At 67.3% G+C, this 16,936-nt stretch carries 17 protein-coding genes; 7 read left to right on the top strand and 10 right to left on the bottom strand.

The genetic code is table 11. The annotated features are described in order from the left end of the window. Positions 1-9: 9 nt before the first annotated feature. Complete coding sequence (locus AC5ZH6_RS22035) at positions 10-1,521, bottom strand: MFS transporter (RefSeq protein ID WP_020170107.1); 1,512 nt, start codon at positions 1,519-1,521, stop codon at positions 10-12. A 150-nt stretch (positions 1,522-1,671) separates the two neighbouring features. On the opposite strand from AC5ZH6_RS22035, the gene AC5ZH6_RS22030 reads away from it, so the two are divergent. Then, on the top strand, positions 1,672-1,839 hold the full coding sequence (locus tag AC5ZH6_RS22030) for a hypothetical protein (protein WP_231386592.1): 168 nt from the start codon (positions 1,672-1,674) through the stop codon (positions 1,837-1,839). Positions 1,840-1,891: 52 nt separating this feature from the next. Here the strand turns inward: AC5ZH6_RS22030 and AC5ZH6_RS22025 are convergent, their stop codons facing one another. From AC5ZH6_RS22025 to AC5ZH6_RS22005, 5 genes are all read right to left on the bottom strand, one after another. Beyond that, entirely contained in the window at positions 1,892-2,320 is a 429-nt protein-coding gene (locus tag AC5ZH6_RS22025) for a DUF6918 family protein (protein ID WP_020170109.1), read from the bottom strand. 206 nt (positions 2,321-2,526) lie between these two features. Beyond that, complete coding sequence (gene chsH3 / locus AC5ZH6_RS22020; RefSeq protein ID WP_288338013.1) at positions 2,527-3,387, bottom strand: enoyl-CoA hydratase ChsH3; 861 nt, start codon at positions 3,385-3,387, stop codon at positions 2,527-2,529. Positions 3,388-3,389: 2 nt separating this feature from the next. After that, positions 3,390-5,171 (bottom strand): 3-oxosteroid 1-dehydrogenase, encoded by a 1,782-nt coding sequence (gene kstD, locus AC5ZH6_RS22015; protein WP_288338012.1) that lies wholly within the window; start codon positions 5,169-5,171, stop codon positions 3,390-3,392. A gap of 59 nt (positions 5,172-5,230) precedes the next feature. Then, complete coding sequence (locus AC5ZH6_RS22010) at positions 5,231-6,331, bottom strand: acyl-CoA dehydrogenase family protein (RefSeq protein ID WP_288338011.1); 1,101 nt, start codon at positions 6,329-6,331, stop codon at positions 5,231-5,233. Continuing rightward, entirely contained in the window at positions 6,328-7,464 is a 1,137-nt protein-coding gene (locus tag AC5ZH6_RS22005; RefSeq protein WP_288338010.1) for an acyl-CoA dehydrogenase family protein, read from the bottom strand. The genes AC5ZH6_RS22010 and AC5ZH6_RS22005 overlap by 4 nt, the downstream gene beginning before the upstream one ends. A 98-nt stretch (positions 7,465-7,562) precedes the next feature. Between AC5ZH6_RS22005 and AC5ZH6_RS22000 the strand changes: the two genes are divergently transcribed. From AC5ZH6_RS22000 to dmpG, 3 genes are read left to right on the top strand one after another with little or no spacing between them, the layout of a single operon-like run. Continuing rightward, the gene (locus AC5ZH6_RS22000; RefSeq protein WP_006369791.1) at positions 7,563-8,351 is read left to right on the top strand and encodes a 2-keto-4-pentenoate hydratase; all 789 of its coding nucleotides are present in this window, start codon (positions 7,563-7,565) and stop codon (positions 8,349-8,351) included. A gap of 40 nt (positions 8,352-8,391) precedes the next feature. Further along, positions 8,392-9,297, top strand: a complete 906-nt coding sequence (locus AC5ZH6_RS21995) for an acetaldehyde dehydrogenase (acetylating) (protein ID WP_288338009.1) — start codon at positions 8,392-8,394, stop codon at positions 9,295-9,297. Next, on the top strand, positions 9,294-10,370 hold the full coding sequence (gene dmpG / locus AC5ZH6_RS21990; RefSeq protein ID WP_288338008.1) for a 4-hydroxy-2-oxovalerate aldolase: 1,077 nt from the start codon (positions 9,294-9,296) through the stop codon (positions 10,368-10,370). The genes AC5ZH6_RS21995 and dmpG overlap by 4 nt, the downstream gene beginning before the upstream one ends. A gap of 6 nt (positions 10,371-10,376) precedes the next feature. On the opposite strand, the gene AC5ZH6_RS21985 is transcribed toward dmpG, so the two are convergent. Next, on the bottom strand, positions 10,377-11,180 hold the full coding sequence (locus tag AC5ZH6_RS21985) for a VOC family protein (RefSeq protein ID WP_288338007.1): 804 nt from the start codon (positions 11,178-11,180) through the stop codon (positions 10,377-10,379). Positions 11,181-11,251: 71 nt separating this feature from the next. Next, positions 11,252-12,163 carry a LysR family transcriptional regulator gene (locus tag AC5ZH6_RS21980; protein ID WP_020170131.1) on the bottom strand — a complete coding sequence of 304 codons (912 nt, stop codon included), beginning with the start codon at positions 12,161-12,163 and terminating at the stop codon, positions 11,252-11,254. Positions 12,164-12,262: 99 nt separating this feature from the next. On the opposite strand from AC5ZH6_RS21980, the gene AC5ZH6_RS21975 reads away from it, so the two are divergent. Together AC5ZH6_RS21975 and AC5ZH6_RS21970 are read left to right on the top strand one after the other, a co-directional pair. Beyond that, positions 12,263-13,402 (top strand): TDT family transporter, encoded by a 1,140-nt coding sequence (locus AC5ZH6_RS21975; protein ID WP_288338006.1) that lies wholly within the window; start codon positions 12,263-12,265, stop codon positions 13,400-13,402. Next, positions 13,399-13,935: a hypothetical protein gene (locus AC5ZH6_RS21970; protein ID WP_288338005.1), complete on the top strand. Its 537-nt coding sequence runs from the start codon at positions 13,399-13,401 to the stop codon at positions 13,933-13,935. The genes AC5ZH6_RS21975 and AC5ZH6_RS21970 overlap by 4 nt, the downstream gene beginning before the upstream one ends. Here AC5ZH6_RS21970 and AC5ZH6_RS21965 read toward each other — a convergent pair. Then, complete coding sequence (locus tag AC5ZH6_RS21965) at positions 13,889-14,251, bottom strand: hypothetical protein (RefSeq protein WP_288438270.1); 363 nt, start codon at positions 14,249-14,251, stop codon at positions 13,889-13,891. The genes AC5ZH6_RS21970 and AC5ZH6_RS21965 overlap by 47 nt on opposite strands. 4 nt (positions 14,252-14,255) lie before the next feature. Next, positions 14,256-15,470, bottom strand: a complete 1,215-nt coding sequence (locus AC5ZH6_RS21960) for a 3-ketosteroid-9-alpha-monooxygenase, oxygenase component (protein ID WP_288338003.1) — start codon at positions 15,468-15,470, stop codon at positions 14,256-14,258. 235 nt (positions 15,471-15,705) lie between these two features. On the opposite strand from AC5ZH6_RS21960, the gene hsaA reads away from it, so the two are divergent. Then, positions 15,706-16,917, top strand: coding sequence for a 3-hydroxy-9,10-secoandrosta-1,3,5(10)-triene-9,17-dione monooxygenase oxygenase subunit (gene hsaA, locus AC5ZH6_RS21955; protein WP_211543840.1), 1,212 nt, complete (start codon positions 15,706-15,708; stop codon positions 16,915-16,917). Positions 16,918-16,936: the final 19 nt, after the last annotated feature.

Below are 16,936 nucleotides of genomic sequence, written 5' to 3'. Positions count from 1 at the left end.
GTCGAGAGCCTACGCAACCACCCGTCGCGGTGCGAGGATCGTGGTCACCGCGGACCCGACCACGAGCACGATGCCCAGCACCAGACACCCCTGGTTCATCGGGACGACGAAGGCATCCTGTGCGCCGTGCAGGACGCGGGCGCCGAGGTCACCGGGGATCAGCGCCGCGACCTCCCGTGCCTCGGCCAGTGAGCGGGTGATGTGGTCGGCGGCAGCGGGCTCGGCACGGACGAGGTCGGCGGTCGGGCCGATGCGGTGTGCGTATCCGGCGGCGAGCAGACTGCCGGCCAGGGCGATGCCGACGGCGGCGCCGATCTCGCGTGCCGTGTCGTTGACCGCGGAGCCGACCCCCTGATTCTCCAGCGGCGTGTTGGACATGATCGCGGTCGTCGACGGGGCGGTCGCCAGACCGATACCGATCGCGCAGATCGCGAGCATCCACGCCATCATCCAGTAGGCGTCGTAGTCGATGACCCCCAACAGGATCAGCCCGATGCCGGCGATGAGCAGTCCACTGCCCAGCACGAAGCGCAGGGAGTGAAAGCGTACCGCGAGCCAATTGCCCAGCAGTGCAAAGATGCTCACACCCAGGACCATCGGCATGAGGGCGAAGGCCGAGCGCAGCGGCGAGAAGTCGAACACCAGCTGCAGGCGTTGCAGCAGAAGGTAGAAGGCGCCGAAGGAGGCGAAGAACTGCAGCGCCACCGACAACGCACCGGCTCCGAACGCGCGGTTGGTGAACAGCCGGACGTCGAGGAGTTGCCGGGTGCCGCGCAATTCGATCACGCAGAACACGGCGACGAGGAGTACGCCGCCGATCAGGGTGAGAAGGACCAGCGCATCGTCCCAGCCGCGGTGTGGGGCCTCGAGGAGCCCGAACACGATGCCGGTGACCGCGAGGATCGACACGGCCGATCCGGCGTAGTCGAAGGGTTGCGGATGGGAGTTCTTGGAGGTGCCGATCGTCAGGCACACCAGTGCCGTCAGCACTGCCGACGCGGCGAAGGTGATGAAAATCGAATGCCACGAGAAGAATTCCAGCAGGACGCCGGAGACGAAGAATCCGGCGATGGCGCCCGCGCCGGCGACCGCGGCCCAGATGCTGATGCCGATGCTGCGCTTGTCGGCCGGCACGCCGGAGGTGATGAGCGACAACGTCGTCGGCATGATGAATGCCGCGCCCACGCCGGCGACACAACGGGTGATGATCAGCTGGGTCGGATCGGTGGCCCAGATCGCGGTCAGCGAGCCGACCGCGAAGATGGCCAGACCGACGATCAACATCTCGCGGCGGCCGAAGCGGTCGCCGATCGCGCCGGCGGGTAGAAGCAGTGCGGCGAGGGCGAGGGTGTAGCCGTCGGCGATCCAGGTCATCTGGCCGGTGTCGGCGCCGAGGTCGATGGCGATGTCGGCGAGCGCGGTGTTCAACGCGGCCATGGCGGCCACCACCATGCTGACCGCCGCGCAGGCGATCGAGATCAGCCACACCGAGCGCAGATCGAGCGCCCTGAGCCGATTCATCCGGCCCTCCCTCCCCGAATTGCTGCAGCAAACGGACACAAAAGTGTGATCCAGGCGACACGCGGTGCGCAAATCGCGACACCACAGGCAACCTGTGACACATTGATCACTGGAGTAACAAACCCGGGGTTGCAGATCGCCACTGTGGTCGTGGCCTCGGACAACCGAAAGTGGGAGATCATGGCCGCACCGGTCGCCTCTTCACGATCCACCGATACGCCGACCGCACGCCTGCACGTCTGGCGGGTGCTGGTGATGCTGGCGGCGCTCATCGCCGTCGTGTGCGCGCTGGTACTCGTCGTCACCAGCGCAGCCTGAGGGCCGCGACGCCCACCCGGATGCGACCGGGTGAGCGAGCCGCGGCCGCGGGTCACGCGTGCTTCTCGATCACGTCGCCGACGGCGGGAAGTGCCTCGGACACATAGCCCTTGGCCTTACCGCGCAGCGTGCCGTAGGCCTTGGCCAGCGGCGCCTTGGCGGATTCCACCTGGGCGTCGGTCACCGCGAGCAGGGCCTCCGACGCGGTGTCGGGGTCACTGGCCAGATGCGCACCGAACGATGTGCCCGCGGGCTTGGAGTCCCAGAACGGCTGCAGGGCGGCGACGAAATCGGGCAGCATCAGGTTGGTCGCCTTCTTCACGATGTCGGGCTTGACCTTGCCGACGGCACCGTATGCAGCCTTGACGGTCGCACCGCCGAGCCCCTTCTGGGCTGCGACCTGCGAGTCGATCACCCCCACCAGATCGTCGACGACGGCCGGACGGGTGGGACCGAGCAGGGACTGCAGCGAATCGCTCATCAAGATTCTCCTCAAGGGACGGTTTCGACGAAGGACGGGCGCGGCCGGCGCGACCGGCGCCCCCTGAGCAGAATAGACGGATCGGTCAGTTCTGGGCCGGGGCCGCGAACATGTGTCGACTTGGGGGATGTGTGCCCTGCAGGACACGCATCCCCCAAGTCGACACATATTTGTCCAGGCCGCGGTTCTGCCGACCTCGGTGCCCGTCAGCGCTTCTCGATGACCACGTTCTTCAGCGCGGGTGCGCCGTCGCGGTCGGCGACGCTCGCCGCGATCAGCAGCGACCGGCCTTCGTCCCACACGTCGATGTCGATGGTCTCGCCCGGGAACACCACGCCGGCGAAGGTGGCCGAGTAGTCGGCCACAGCGGTCACGTCGCCGTCGAGGAGTGCGTCGACGACGGCTCGACACACTGTCCCGTACGTGCAGCGCCCGTGCAGGATCGGGCGGGGAAATCCTGCGTGAGAGGCGAATTTGGGATCGGAGTGCAGCGGGTTGCGATCACCGCACAGCCGATAGAGCAGCGCCTGGTTGGGCAGCGTCGGCACCGACAGGCGTTGGTCGGGTGCGCGATCGGGGTAGCCGAGCTTGGCAGAGTTGCCGCGGTCGCCGCCGAAACCGCCCTCACCCTTGGCGAAGATGGACGAGCGCGCCGTCCACAGCGGTGTGCCGACTTCGTCGACGGTGACCGATTCCTGGATGATCACCGCGGCCGATCCCTTGTCATGGATCTCGGCGATCGTGGTCCGGGTAGTGGCCTTGCCCGACGCGGGGATCGGCCGGTGCGCGGTGACCTGCTGGCTGCCATGGACCACCTTGGCCAGGTCGATGTCGATACCGGGGAACGAGACCTCCGGTGCCTCGGTGGCATGGAAGGACGCCGCGACGGTCGCGAAGGAGGGCAACACCTTCGGGGCGACGTCGTCGACGTAGGTCAGACCCGCGCGGTCCATCGGGTCGGCGGCCGCACCGACGGCCAGGTGATAGAGCGCGACGTCGGAGGCCGACCATTCGAAGCCGACCTCGGGTAGCTCGGCGCCCAGTGCCACGGACAGGTCGATCGGCATGGTCAGTTCTCCTCGCCGGCGGACGCCGATGTCGTTGTGGTATCCGGGATTCGGACCCCGGGGTGTTCGGCGCAGTCGAGCGCGGCCAGGTAGCCGAAGACCATCGCGGGTCCGATGGTGGCGCCCGGTCCGGCGTAGGTGTGGCCCATCACCGGCGCCGAGGTGTTACCGGCCGCGTAGAGCCCCTCGATGACCGATCCGTCGGCGCGCAACGCCCGGGCGTGCGCGTCGGTGTCGATGCCGCCCTTGGTGCCGAGATCACCGGGCACCATCTTCACCGCGTAGAACGGCGCCTTGTCGACCACTCCGAGACTCGGATTGGGCTTGTTGGTGATGTCGCCGTAGTAGTGGTCGTAGCCGCTGCGCCCGCGCCCGAAGTCCTCGTCGGTGCCGCTGCGCGCGAAGCCGTTGAACCGATCGGTGGTGGCGCGCAACGCCTCCGCGGGAACCCCGATCTTCTCGGCCAGGGCCTCGACGGAGTCGGCCTTGACGACCACTCCGGACTCGAACCACTTCTTCGGAAGCGGCCGGCGCGCATTGATGCCGGCGAACAGGTAGCGGTTGCGGCAGCGTTGGTCGAAGATGAGCCACGACGGGACGTTCTCGCCGGGGCCCTCGCCCTGTCCGAAGTCGCCGCCGTACATCTGGTGCACCGCTTCGACATACGGCAGCGACTCGTTCATGAAGCGTTGTCCGCGTTCGTTGATCATGAAGGTGCCGGGAACGGCGCGCTCGGACAGCGCGAACCACGGCCCGCGCGGCAACGGGATGGTCGGACCCCACCACGCGTCGTCCATCAGCGACACCGCGGCGCCGATCTTGAGGCCCGCGTTGATACCGTCGCCGGTGTTGGTCGGTGCGCCGGTCGTCCACTCCGACCCGATGGGTTCGCGCTGGTACTTCTTGCGCATCTCGGCGTTGTGCTCGAAGCCGCCGCACGCGAGGACGACACCGCGCTGCGCGTGCAGCCGGATACGCGTGCCCTCGTGCTCGGCGATCACCCCGACCACCCGATCATTCTCGGTGATCAGGTCGACCAGACCCGTCGACAGGCGCAGCGGCACACCGGCTCTGCGGACCCCGAGTAGCAGCTCGGCGGCCAGCGCGGCGCCCATCGCGATGAGCTTCTTGCCCCGGCTGCGGGCCCAGAAGAAACGGGCGCCGACCTTGCCCATTCGCACCGGCCCGCGCCAGTGCCGCAGACCCGTGTTGAGCCAGCGGTAATCCGATTGCAGCACAACCATGTTGAGCGGCGCCTTGGTGTACTGCGGATGCAGGGTCGACAGGTCATCGCCGAGCGCCCGCGCGTCGAAGGGCCGCGGTTCGACGCTGCGTCCGCCGAGGCGCCCGCCGGGGGCCTCGGGGTAGTAGTCGGAGTAGTTCTTCACCCACTCGAGATCGAGGGGAGCGTGGGCCATCAGGAATTCCAACGCCTCGGGTCCGCGATCGATGTAGGCATCGATTTTCTCCGCGGGCGCGTGCTCACCGATGATCGCGTGGACGTACTGCCGGGCCGTCTCCTGGTCGTCACGCACCCCGTCGCGCTTCAGCACCGGATTGCCCGGAATCCAGACGCCGCCGCCGGAGCGCGACGTGGAGCCACCCCAGTACGCCGACTTCTCGATGATCACCGTCCGCAAGCCCTGCGCGGCCGCGGTGATGGCGGCGCTCAAGCCCGCGGCACCGGCGCCGACGACGACGACGTCGTAGGTCTCGTCCGCCTCCGGACGGCCTGCCGGGGGAGAGGATGCCTGCTGTCCTGCTGGTTCGGTCGCGCCGGCCATGAATCGGGTCCCTTCGTGCGCCGCGGGTGGAACGTGTTCTCATCTAAAAGTAGAACACGTTACAGATTCGCGGCGCCAGGGGTCGCACTCGGCGGGGCGTGATCGGCGTCGACGACGAGATCCCACGGGTCGATCCCGTCGTCCAACGCACGTCCGGCAAGCACCCGTGACCAGTACTTCTCGTCGCCGTGTCGGTCCCGCCACGCCAGCAGCGCCATGGTGAATCGGCCGAGATGATGTTCGGAGGTGAATCCGATCGCGCCGTGGATCTGATGCGCCCCGGCGGCCACCTCCCGCGCGGTCGACGAGGCGACGACCTTGGCCGCGGCGATCGTGCCGCCGTGATCGGGGTTCTCGGCCATCTCGACGGCGTGCTCCACCGCGGCACGGGTTTGTGCGGTCAGCGCCGCCATCGACGCCAGACGTTGCTGGATGGCCTGGAACTTGGACAGCGGTCGACCGAACTGGGTGCGTTGCGACGCGTGGCGCACCGTGGTCTCGACGATGGTGTCCGCGCAGGCGGACATGGCCACCGCATAGGCCAGCGCGCCACGCAGGCGCAGTTCCGCCGAGTCGACCGGAGAGTCCGTGAGCTGTTCGACGACCACGGCGTCGAGAGCCACGTCGTCGACGGACGCCCCGAGCAGATCGGTGCCGTGGTAGAGCGTCAGGCCGGGTGCGGTTCGGGAGACCAGCGCCACCGAGGACGCGAAGTGAACCACGAGGACGTCGGCGTCGCAGGCGTGTACGACGCCGGGCAGCAACCCGTCGAGCACCCATCCCTCGTCGGTGGAGCGCACGGTGGCGCCCTCTCCGCCCAGGGCGAGTGTCGCGGTGCGCCCGCCGAGGTCGAGCCCCGAGCGTGCGGCCAACCAGGCGGCGAGGACGGTGTGCTCGATGAGTGGGGTGAGTGCGCCACTCGCCGCTGCCGCCGACACCACGGTCAGTGCATCGGTGAACTCGCCACCGGTGCCCCCGAGATCCTCGTCGATACCGACGCCTGTGAACCCCGCATCGGTCAGCGCCGCCCAGACCCCGGTGTCGATCGTGGTGGCCGGTGTCGTGGTAGCCGGTGTCGTGGTGGCCGGCGTCGTGGTGTCTGGGCCGACGCGCTCGATCACCGCGGTCACCGCCGCATGCAGCTCGGCGTCCCCGATCACCGCAATCCCATTCCTCTGGCCACGATTCCACGCAGGATCTCGTTGGTACCGCCGCGAAGTGTGAAGGCGGGAGTGTGGCGCATCGCGGTCGCCAGCAGGGTGGCGAAGGGGTTCGCATCGCTGACCCGCGCCACGGTGTCCGAGGAGGATCGGATGGCCTCGACGACGTCACCCTCGAACTGCGAGCCGATGTCCTTGACCATCGCGGCCAGCACATCGGGTGCGCCGCCCTCGGCGAGTTCGGCGGCCACCTGCAACGACATCCGGCGCAACGCCCACGCACGGGCGGTCAGCGTTCCCAGGGTGATCCGCTGCTCGTCGGACGCTCCGACTCTGCGCAACTCGTCGGCCCACGCCCGCAGCAGCGGCATCGTCGACAGGTATCGTTCCGGGCCGGAGCGTTCAAAAGCCAACTCGCTCATCACTTGTTTCCATCCCGCGCCGCGTTCGCCGAGTAGTGCCCCGGTGCCGACGTTCGCGTCGTGGAAGATCACCTCGTTGAAGTGGGCGCCGCCGTCGATGCTGCGCAAGGGGCGGATCTCGATGTCGGGGTGGGGAAGATCGACGATCAGCTGGGACAGTCCGGACTGGCGGTCGGCGGGTGTGCCGTCGGTGCGGGCCAACAACACCATCGCGTGCGCGACGTGGGCGCCGGTGGTCCACACCTTGGTGCCGCTGATCCGCCACGACCCGTCGTCGGTGCGCACCGCGCGGGTCCGTACCGAGGCGAGGTCGGAGCCTGCGTCGGGCTCACTCATGCCGATCGCGAAATAAGTTGTACCCGAGCATATTCCGGGAAGATAGCGTTGCCGCTGGCGTTCGGTGCCGTGGGCGAGGATGCCCGGCGCCATCTGCCGGTCGGCGATCCAGTGCGCCGCGACCGGAGCCCCGGCGGCGAGGAGTTCTTCGGTGATGACGAATCGTTCGACCGCGCTGCGGCCGCGGCCACCGTACCGCTCGGGCATCGTCATGCCCAGCCAGCCGTGCCGGCCGAGGCGTGCACTGAACGCCGGGTCGAATCCGCTCATCCAGCTGTCGCAGGCCGGGACGAAGGCGCCGGCATCGATTTCGGCGGCCAGGAACTCACGCACCTCGTGGCGCAGCGTGTCGATACCCGCCTGGTCGGTGCCCACGGTCGAACGGTAGCACCGGGCCGGACCGAGGAGTCCTCCCGGAAACCTGGAACATGTTCTAAACTAGAACACGTTCATTCCACGGAAGTGAGGCTCTCATGGCGGTTGACCAGGCAATCCGCGAGCGGATCGCCGCTGATCTGTGGACCGCGGAGCGGACCGCGACGGCGATCGGCCGACCCACCGATGCCCACCCGGAACTCGATGTCGTCGACGCCTACGAGATCCAGCTGATCAACATCCGCAAGCGCCTCGACGCCGGTGCGAAGGTCGCCGGGCACAAGGTCGGGCTGGCATCGGAGGCCATGCAGAAGATGATGAACGTCGACGAGCCCGACTACGGGCATCTGCTCGACGAGATGCAGTACCACGAAGCCACCCCGATCGACACCGCGACGCTGTGTTTCCCGCGGGTGGAGGTGGAGGTGGGGTTCATCCTGGGCAAGGATCTGCCCGGTGCGGGATGCACCAACGACGACGTGATCGATGCCGTCGAGTGGGTGGTGCCGTCGATCGAGTTGATCGATTCGCGGATCACCGATTGGCAGATCACGTTGTGCGACACCATCGCCGACAACGCGTCGTCGTGCGGGTGGATTCTCGGCACCGAGCGAGTGGCGATCACCGACATCGACACCGGTGACATCGACGCGGTGTTGCACCGCAACGGCGAGGTCGTCGCGAAGGGCAATTCGTCTGCGGTGCTGGGCCATCCGTTGAACGCGGTGAGCTGGCTGGCGCGCAAGGTGGAGTCTTTCGGGGTGCGACTACGCAAGGGGGATGTGATCCTGCCGGGCACCGCGACACGGGCGTTCGACGTCGGGCCGGGTGATCACGTCGTCGCCGAGTTCGCCGGACTCGGCAGCGTCACCCTCGATTTCACCTGACCAACAACAGTTTTCGACAACACTCTCAGAGGAGGCGCAGGTGGCAGCCAAGCTGACCGCGGCGATCATCGGGTCGGGCAACATCGGTACCGATTTGATGTACAAGCTGGAACGATCCGAGGTGATCGCTCCCCGATGGATGGTCGGGATCGATGCCGACTCGGAGGGCATGAAGCGGGCCGCCGACCACGGGCTCATCACGATGAGTGGCGGCGCCGACGAGTTGCTCGCGTCGTCGGAGAAACCGGACCTGATCTTCGAGGCGACGTCGGCCTATGTGCACCGCGAGTATGCGCCGCGATATGAGCAGGCGGGTATCACCGCGGTCGACCTGACGCCGGCCGCCGTGGGCCCGGCAGTGGTGCCGCCGGCCAATCTGCGCGAGCATCTCGACGCACCGAACACCAACATGATCACCTGTGGTGGGCAGGCGACGATCCCGATGGTCCACGCGGTGTCGTCGGTGGTGCCGGTGCCCTACGCCGAGATCGTCGCATCGGTCGCTTCGGTGTCGGCAGGTCCGGGGACGCGGGCCAACATCGACGAGTTCACCCGGACCACGTCGAAGGGTATCGAGACGATCGGCGGTGCCGCGCGCGGCAAGGCGATCATCATCCTCAATCCGGCCGATCCGCCGATGATCATGCGCGACACCATCTTCTGCGCCATCCCCGACGACGCCGACACCGATGCCATCGCCGCGTCGATCCACAAGCGGGAAAAAGAGATCCAGGCCTACGTGCCCGGCTATCGACTGCTGCAGGACCCGCAGTTCGATCCGCCGAGTGTGCTCAACGGCGGCCACGCCCGTGTCTCGATCTTCGTCGAGGTCGAGGGCGCCGGGGACTTCTTGCCGCCGTACGCCGGCAACCTCGACATCATGACCGCCGCCGCCACCAAGGTCGGCGAGGAAATCGCGAAGCAGAAGTTGGGAGTTTCGGCATGAGCACACCGACGACGGACCTGATGGCCAACGCCCGCAAGTACTCCGCGGATCTCGACATCCGCATCACCGATTCCTCATTGCGCGACGGAAGTCATCACAAGCGTCACCAGTTCACCACCGACGAGGTACGGGCGATCGTCGGTGCCCTCGACGACGCGGGAGTGCCGGTCATCGAGGTCACCCACGGTGACGGTCTCGGCGGATCGTCGTTCAACTACGGCTTCTCCAAAACACCTGAACAGCAGCTGATCTCCGCGGCAGCCGAGACGGCCAAGCGGGCGAAGATCGCGTTCCTGATGTTGCCGGGTCTCGGTACCAAGGACGACATCCGGGCCGCGCAGGACAACGGTGGCCAGATCTGCCGCATCGCCACGCACTGCACCGAAGCCGACGTGTCGATCCAGCACTTCGGACTGGCCCGCGAACTCGGGCTCGAGACCGTCGGCTTCCTGATGATGAGTCACAGTCAGCCACCGGAAGTGCTTGCCGCCCAGGCGCGGATCATGGCCGACGCGGGCTGTCAGTGCGTCTACGTCGTCGACTCGGCGGGCGCGCTGGTGCTCGAGGACGTCACCGTCCGGGTGCAGGCGCTCGTCGCCGAACTCGGCGACGACGCGCAGGTCGGTTTCCACGGGCACGAGAATCTGGATATCGCCGTGGCCAATTCGATCAACGCGATCCGCGCTGGCGCCCAGCAGATCGATGGGTCCATCCGGCGCTTCGGCGCGGGCGCCGGTAACACGCCCACCGAGGCATTCGTCGGGGTGTGCGACAAACTCGGCATCACCACCGGCGTGGACTTCATGAAGATCGCCGACGCGGCGCAAGACGTGGTGCGCCCGGCGATGCCCTCGGAGTGCCTGGTCGACCGATCGGCGATGATGATGGGCTACGCGGGTTGCTACAGCTCATTCCTCAAACATGCCGAGGGCCATGCCGAACGCTACGGCGTCTCCGCCGCGGAGATCCTCATCGAGGCCGGCAACCGCAAACTCGTCGGCGGCCAGGAAGACCAGCTCATCGACATCGCGCTCGAACTCAAGAAGAAGGCCGACGCCAACGCCGGTGTGTAGCGCCGCCTACATCCCGGCCGGCGGATGGCCGAGGCAGATCATCGCGCCGAACGGGTCCTTGATGACGGCGAGGGTGCCGTACGGGGTGTCCTCGCCGGGCATGACGATCTCACCGCCGAGACCGGCGGCCTGTGCGACGGTCGCGGCGACGTCGTCGACGCAGATGTAGATCTGCCAGAACGACGGGGCGTCGCCGAACAGTCCGGTGGCGTCCATGACGCCGGCGTACGCGGTCTCCCCGAAGAACAGCTGCGAGTAGCGCAGCGGCCCGCCGGGGGCGACCTCCTGACCGGTGTTGTCGATGACGGTGTCGGCGCGGGCGCCGACGGTCTCGGTGTAGAACGCGAGTGAGGCAGGGTAGTCGCGGGTGGCGAGTTCGAACCAGTAGGGCGCTCCGTGCACACCCCACTCGGTGAAACCATGATGCTGGTTGGGCTTCCAGAACCCGATGGCGGCTCCGGCGTTGTCGACGGTGACCATCATGTTGCCCTCCTCGCCGACTGCCATGGGCGGCACCATGATCGAACCTCCCGCGGCTTCGACGTTCTTGACGGTGGTCTCCGGGTCATCGGTACGCAGGTAGAGCGACCAGATGTCGGACGGGCCACCACCTTCGGCCATGTACGGACTCAGGCCGGCGACGCGTTTGCCGTGCAGGGTGAAGTTCTGATAGCCGCCGAACTCCTCGCGCGGTGGGCCCTCGACCTCCCAGCCGAACAGGCCCTGATAGAACTCGGCGGCCTTCGCCGGCTCGCTGCTCATCAGGTCGAACCAGATCGGTGCGCCCACGGGGGCGGAATATGCGGTCATGGTGAACTCCTGTTTCCGATGACGGTTGGTGACAAGGGTGAGACCTCCATCCTCGTCGAAACTCATCGGTGTCACGGCCGACCTGCGGATCTCGTGACGTGCGTGAGGAAGTCGCGTGCCGCACCGGCCCGCGGTTCGTCGCCGCCGATCCACACCGCCCGCAGGGCGCGTCGCAGATCGAGCCCGGACACCGGCACGGCGATCAGCCGACGACCGAGATCGTCGCGTACCGACAGATCGGACACGACCGCCGGTCCGGCGCCGGCGATGACCGCCGAGCGCACCGCCGCGGTCGTCGACAACTCGAGCACCGGTTGCGCGCGGGCCACGTCGGGCTCGTGGGCCCCGGCCAGCATGGTGTCCAGGAAGAGTCTTGTCCCGGAACCGGATTCGCGGGTCACCAGCGGGGTGCGGGCCAACTCGTCGGAGCTCACCGCCGTGCGCCGACGCGCCCACGGATGCTCGGGCGGTACGACGAGCAGCAGGGTGTCGTGGGCGACGACGCGACTGCGTACCCCGGGGGCCACCTGCGGGCCCTCGACGAAGCCGAGTTCGACGTCGCCGGCCCGGACCAATTCGCAGGCGTGCTCGGAGTTCGTCGCGGTGAACGACACCTTGGGTGCGTGCTCGACGCTCTGCCCGAACGACACCAACCATTGCGGAAGGAGATGTTCGGCGACCGTCAGACTGGCGGCCAGTCGCAGCTCGTCGCGTCGTTCGCGACGTAGTGCGGCGAGCCCGGCGTCGAACTCCGAGGCCAGGCCGAGAAGCCGATCGGCCCACTCCGACACCAGGATTCCGGCCTCGGTGGGTGCGGTGCCGGTGGGGGAGCGGGTCAGCAGCGAGATCCCGAGCGTGGCCTCCAACGCCCGCATCCGCGCCGATACGGCCTGCTGGGTGATCCCCAACTCACCCGCGGCGGCATTGAGGCTGCCGGTGGTGACCACCGCGAGCAGTGTCTCCAGCGAGGGCAGGTCGGGCATGCGCGGGCTCAACACCCTCCCAGGTTACAACCATCCGTTGTAACTCTTGCAGGGAATTGCCGTCTACCTGCCAAGACGTCGATCGGCGACCGTAGGTGCATGACGTTGCGCGAACCACCGGTCCGGACCCACTTCGCCCACGTGCCGCCGAATTGGTTCGCGACGGTGATGGGCACCGGCATTCTGGCGATCGCAGCGCACGGGCTCGGCCACGGCACGCTGCTGACCGCGCTGTCGATCGTGTTCTGGCTGCTCGCGTGCCTCGTCTACATCGGGGTGATCGCCGCGACCGTCATGCACTGGCGTCGCCACCGCGACGCCGCACGCGCCCACCTGCGGCACCCGGTGATCGCGCACTTTTACGGTGCCGTGCCGATGGCGACGCTGACCGTCGGCACGTCGACCCTGGTGGCCGGCGTCCACGTGATCGGGCCGAGCGCCGCGCTCGCCGTCGACATCGTGTGCTTCACCCTCGGCACTATCGGCGGAGTCGCGACGGCACTGCTGATCCCCGCCCGTCACCTCCTCGGCCGAGCGGGCGACGCCGGAGGACCCGACCGGCCGGAACCGAACCGGACAGAACCCTTCGGGGGTTGGCTGATGTCGGTGGTCCCGCCGATGGTGTCGGCATCGGCGGCCGCGGTGCTCGCCGGGGCGTTCGACGAACCGAGTGCACGCCGCGCTCTGCTGGTCATCGGAGTCGCGGCCTTCGTGTTCTCGTTGGTTCTCGCCGTGCCGATCGCGGTCTCGGTGATCGGTTCCCTGATGACGCACGGAACGGGCCCCGCCGGACTGGCACCGACGTGGTGGATCGTCCTCGGACCGCTCGGACAATCGGTGACCGCGGCGTGCCTGCTCGCCCACGTTGCCACCGGGGTGACCGGAGCGGCCACCGCCGGCGTCCTCGGCGTCCTCGCCCACGACTACGCGCTCACGGTGTGGGCCGCGGCGGTGATCTGGATCGTCGTCGCCACCGCCATCACCGCGCGGTCGGTACGCCGCGGACTGCCGTTCGGTCTGACCTGGTGGTCGTTCACCTTTCCGCTGGGCACCTTCGTGACCGGGTCGTCGGCATTGGCGGCGACCACCGGGCACACGATGTTCGCGGTGGTCGCAGGTGTCGGGTTCGTCGCCTTGCTCCTGGCCTGGGGGATCGTCGCGACCCGTACCGTCGCCGGGATCATCGACGGTGCCTTGCTCATCGCCCCCGCAGGAGCGCGTGGCACGCTGGGACGGTGAGCCTCGAAAGGATTCGGCCGTTTCTGTGGCCGGCGTTGGTGGTCGTGGGTCTGGCGATCGTGGGCTGCGCGCAAGCGAGCTGGGGTGCCTCCGATCAGGGGGCCCAACTTCAGGTGAGCGGGCTCGGTGGGGTCAGCGCCCGAGCGGCCGCGACCGCCGACGTCGAGGCGGCCTTCTCCGCCCACACCGAACGGCCGGCGTTGCTCACTCTTGTGTTCGGCGTCGTCATCGCCCTGGCGGCGCTGCTGGGTTGGTGGAAGCCGTTTCGCCGCAACCCCATCGGTGTCCTCGCCGTGTCGGCGGTGATCGTGGCGGCGGGGGTGGCGACGATCGTCGTGGCCGCGATGGTGATCGCCGACCCGGCGGGGCGCCTCTTCGACGCCGCGGTCAACGATGCCATCGACGCGCCGGGCCCGCTGTTGTCGCCGGCGTGGGGCGTGATCGCCACCCTGATCCTTGCGGTGCTGAGCGTGGTGCTCGCACCGCTCACCAGTATCCGTCGGGGTCGGATTCGGGAGACTGCGCCGGGATGATCCCCTCGGCGACACCGTGATCGATACTCGCCGAGAGTCGCGGACATGTCCGCATCATCGCCGGGTTGCCGCCGATCCGACGGATCTCCTCGAGTTCGTCGCAGCGCGCCCGGGCGCTGGGGTTCCACTGCACGCTGGTGTGGTGCGGACTGGTCTTCTTGACCATCACACAGGCGTGGCAGGACCGGCATTCGATCTCGGTCATACCGCCGCGCAGGTAGTGGTCACGGTCGCGGTCGGTGGCCTCGTGAACCCGGGCGAGGAGTTGCGGGTCGTCGGTGTGGTCGGGAGCCTTTGCCCAGCCCGCGCGGGTCATCGGGTCAGACCCGTGACTCGGTCGTCGCGGTGGACGAGTCGGCCTGCTGCGCCTCGTGTTCCTCTCGGAGCCGAATGTTCTCCTGCACCTCGATGTTCCAGCTCTCGACGGCCTTGGTGGTGTCGATCTCGTACTCGAAGCGCTGGGTCATCTCGTCGGTGACCTCGGCCTTGTCGACGTAGAACTGCTCATACCAGCGACGCAGCTGATAGACCGGGCCGTCCTCCTCGACGAGGAGTGGATTGTCGATGCGTGTCTTGTGCTTCCAGATCTCGACGTCCTGCAGGAATCCGACCTCGATGCCCGCGGTGATCTTCTGGGCCATCTTGTCGGCCTGTTCGGGTGAGAGGCCCTCGGGGATCTTGGCCATCACGCCGTACATGAGGACGAACGAATTGGCGTCGATGGGGTAGTGGCAGTTGGTGAGGATGGTCTCGATGGCGTAGCCGCCGTAGTACTGCACCATCGGATTCAGCATGTACGAGGGCCCGTAATAGGCTGCGATCGACTCCAGGCGGGTGTCGCCGTAGGCGGTGCCCAACGAGATGTCTGGGCGCCCATGGGAATTCATGTATTGCGCGGCGGTCTCACCCTCGAAGACGTTCTTGAAGTAGTCGGGGAGTGCGAAGTGCACGTAGAAGAAGTGCGCCATGTCGACGACGTTGTCGATGATCTCGCGGCAGTTGGAACCCTCGATGACGATCCGATTCCACGTCCACGCGGTCCACTCGTCACTGTCGACCTCCGACAGCTCCGGGATGATGATTTCCTTTGGGGGAGGATTGCCTTCCGGGTCGTTGTAGACGAACACCTGCCCGTTGCGAACCATGGTCGGCCACGCCCGGGTCTTGGCGAGCTTCGGGTTGCGCTTGGCGTAGGGAACACCGGCGCAGCGTCCGTTGCCCTTCCACAGCCAGCCGTGGAACGGGCAGGCGACGTTGTCGCCCTTGACGCTGCCCTGTGACAGATCGCCACCCATGTGTCGGCAGTAGGCGTCGAGCACCTGGATCTGTCCCGACGTGTCGGTCCAGACGACGAGCTTGGTGCCGAAGATCTGCACCGAGTGCGGCTTGCCGTCGGCGAACTCGCCCACCAGGCCCAGGCAGTGCCATCCGCGGGCGAAGCGGGTCGGTGGGGTGCCGGTGTCGATCTCCCGCACGCCCGAATCGGCCGCGTCGGCGGCCGAGGTTGCGGTCGGGGTGCCTGTGCTCACAGCCATTCGGATCTCTCCCATCGTGGCGCTGCATGCGAATCGCGTACAGCCGATACTAGAACATGTTACAAAAATAGCAGTGGACCGCGGCCGACGAACCCGGATACGGGCAGGAAATGGGCACAAAGTCCCAGTACTCGACATAAATGAGAACGTGTTCTAGTCTTGGAATCGGTACGCGTCACGCCGGTGCTGGTTGGGGGACGAGCACACGAGAAGACACACAGTGAAGAGAACAGGGATGGGTGAGATGCCAGCACGAGAGAGCGATCCGAGTCAGCGCAGCGAGGCCGGCGCGCAGGTCCTGGAGAAGATCAATGCGCTGCTGCCCGAACTCGAGCAGCGTGCGCAGCAGACCGAGGATCTGCGTCGGATTCCCGACGAGACGGTTTCCAGCCTCGAGAGCGCGGGCTTCTTCCGACTCATGCAGCCCGAGCAGTGGGGCGGCTATCAGGTTGACCCGGTGACCTTCTACGAGGCCGTTCGGCGATTGTCGACGGCGTGCGGGTCCACCGGCTGGGTGTCGGGGATCATCGGTATCCACAACTGGCATCTCGCACTCTTCGACCAGCAGGCGCAAGAGGACGTGTGGGGCAACGACACCACCGTCCGCATCTCCTCGTCGTACGCGCCGATGGGGATGGGCGAGGTCGTCGACGGCGGATACAAGGTGAACGGCAACTGGGCGTTCTCATCGGGATGTGAGATCGCCGACTGGACCTTCGTCGGCGGACCGGTCATCAAGCGCGGCAAGCCCGTCGACTTCGTCAGCTTCTTGCTGCCCCGCTCGGACTACACGATCAAGGATGTGTGGAATGTGGTCGGGCTCAAGGGCACCGGCTCCAACACCCTCGAGGTCAAGGATGCCTTCGTCCCGACCCACCGCGTACTCTCGATGCGCACCATGGCCGAATACCGCAGTCCCGGCCTCGAGCGGAACACCGCGCCGGTCTACAAGATGCCGTGGGGCACCATTCATCCCAGCGTCATCTCGACGCCGATCATCGGAATGGCCTACGGCGCCTACCATTCGCACGTCGAACATCAGGGCAAGCGCGTTCGCGCCGCCTACGCGGGCGAGAAGTCCAAGGACGATCCGTTCGCCAAGGTCCGGATCGCCGGCGCCGCCAGCGACATCGACGCGGCCTGGCGTCAGGTGTCGGGCAACCTGCAGGCCGAATACGACCTCATCCTCGCCGGCGAGGAGATCCCGATGGAGTTGCGGCTGGCCGCCCGGCGCGATCAGGTGCGCGCCACCGGCCGCGCGATCGAGTCGATCGACAGTCTCTTCGAGAACTCGGGTGCCGGTGCGCTGAACGTGGATTCGCCGATCCAGCGGTTCTGGCGCGATGCACACGCCGGACGCGTCCACGCCGCCAATGACCCCGAGCGTGCCTACGTCGCATTCGGCAACGGGGAGTTCGGGATTCCCGTCGGCGACACCATGGTCTGAGCCACGCCGATCTGATTCA

It is taken from the genome of Gordonia sp. YC-XJ4 (genome assembly GCF_059511865.1).
The sequence above is the reverse complement of the archived record's forward strand: the minus strand, read 5'-3'. Positions and strand labels throughout refer to the sequence as shown.

Coding starts and splice junctions, on each gene's coding strand:
- hsaA (WP_211543840.1), top strand. CDS start 15,706: ATGGGTGAGATGCCAGCACGAGAGAGCGATCCGAGTCAGCGCAGCGAG.
- AC5ZH6_RS21985 (WP_288338007.1), bottom strand. CDS start 11,180: ATGACCGCATATTCCGCCCCCGTGGGCGCACCGATCTGGTTCGACCTG.
- dmpG (WP_288338008.1), top strand. CDS start 9,294: ATGAGCACACCGACGACGGACCTGATGGCCAACGCCCGCAAGTACTCC.
- AC5ZH6_RS22035 (WP_020170107.1), bottom strand. CDS start 1,521: ATGAATCGGCTCAGGGCGCTCGATCTGCGCTCGGTGTGGCTGATCTCG.
- chsH3 (WP_288338013.1), bottom strand. CDS start 3,387: ATGCCGATCGACCTGTCCGTGGCACTGGGCGCCGAGCTACCCGAGGTC.
- AC5ZH6_RS21975 (WP_288338006.1), top strand. CDS start 12,263: ATGACGTTGCGCGAACCACCGGTCCGGACCCACTTCGCCCACGTGCCG.
- AC5ZH6_RS21965 (WP_288438270.1), bottom strand. CDS start 14,251: ATGACCCGCGCGGGCTGGGCAAAGGCTCCCGACCACACCGACGACCCG.
- AC5ZH6_RS21980 (WP_020170131.1), bottom strand. CDS start 12,163: ATGCCCGACCTGCCCTCGCTGGAGACACTGCTCGCGGTGGTCACCACC.
- AC5ZH6_RS22025 (WP_020170109.1), bottom strand. CDS start 2,320: ATGAGCGATTCGCTGCAGTCCCTGCTCGGTCCCACCCGTCCGGCCGTC.
- AC5ZH6_RS22000 (WP_006369791.1), top strand. CDS start 7,563: ATGGCGGTTGACCAGGCAATCCGCGAGCGGATCGCCGCTGATCTGTGG.
- AC5ZH6_RS21960 (WP_288338003.1), bottom strand. CDS start 15,470: ATGGCTGTGAGCACAGGCACCCCGACCGCAACCTCGGCCGCCGACGCG.
- kstD (WP_288338012.1), bottom strand. CDS start 5,171: ATGGCCGGCGCGACCGAACCAGCAGGACAGCAGGCATCCTCTCCCCCG.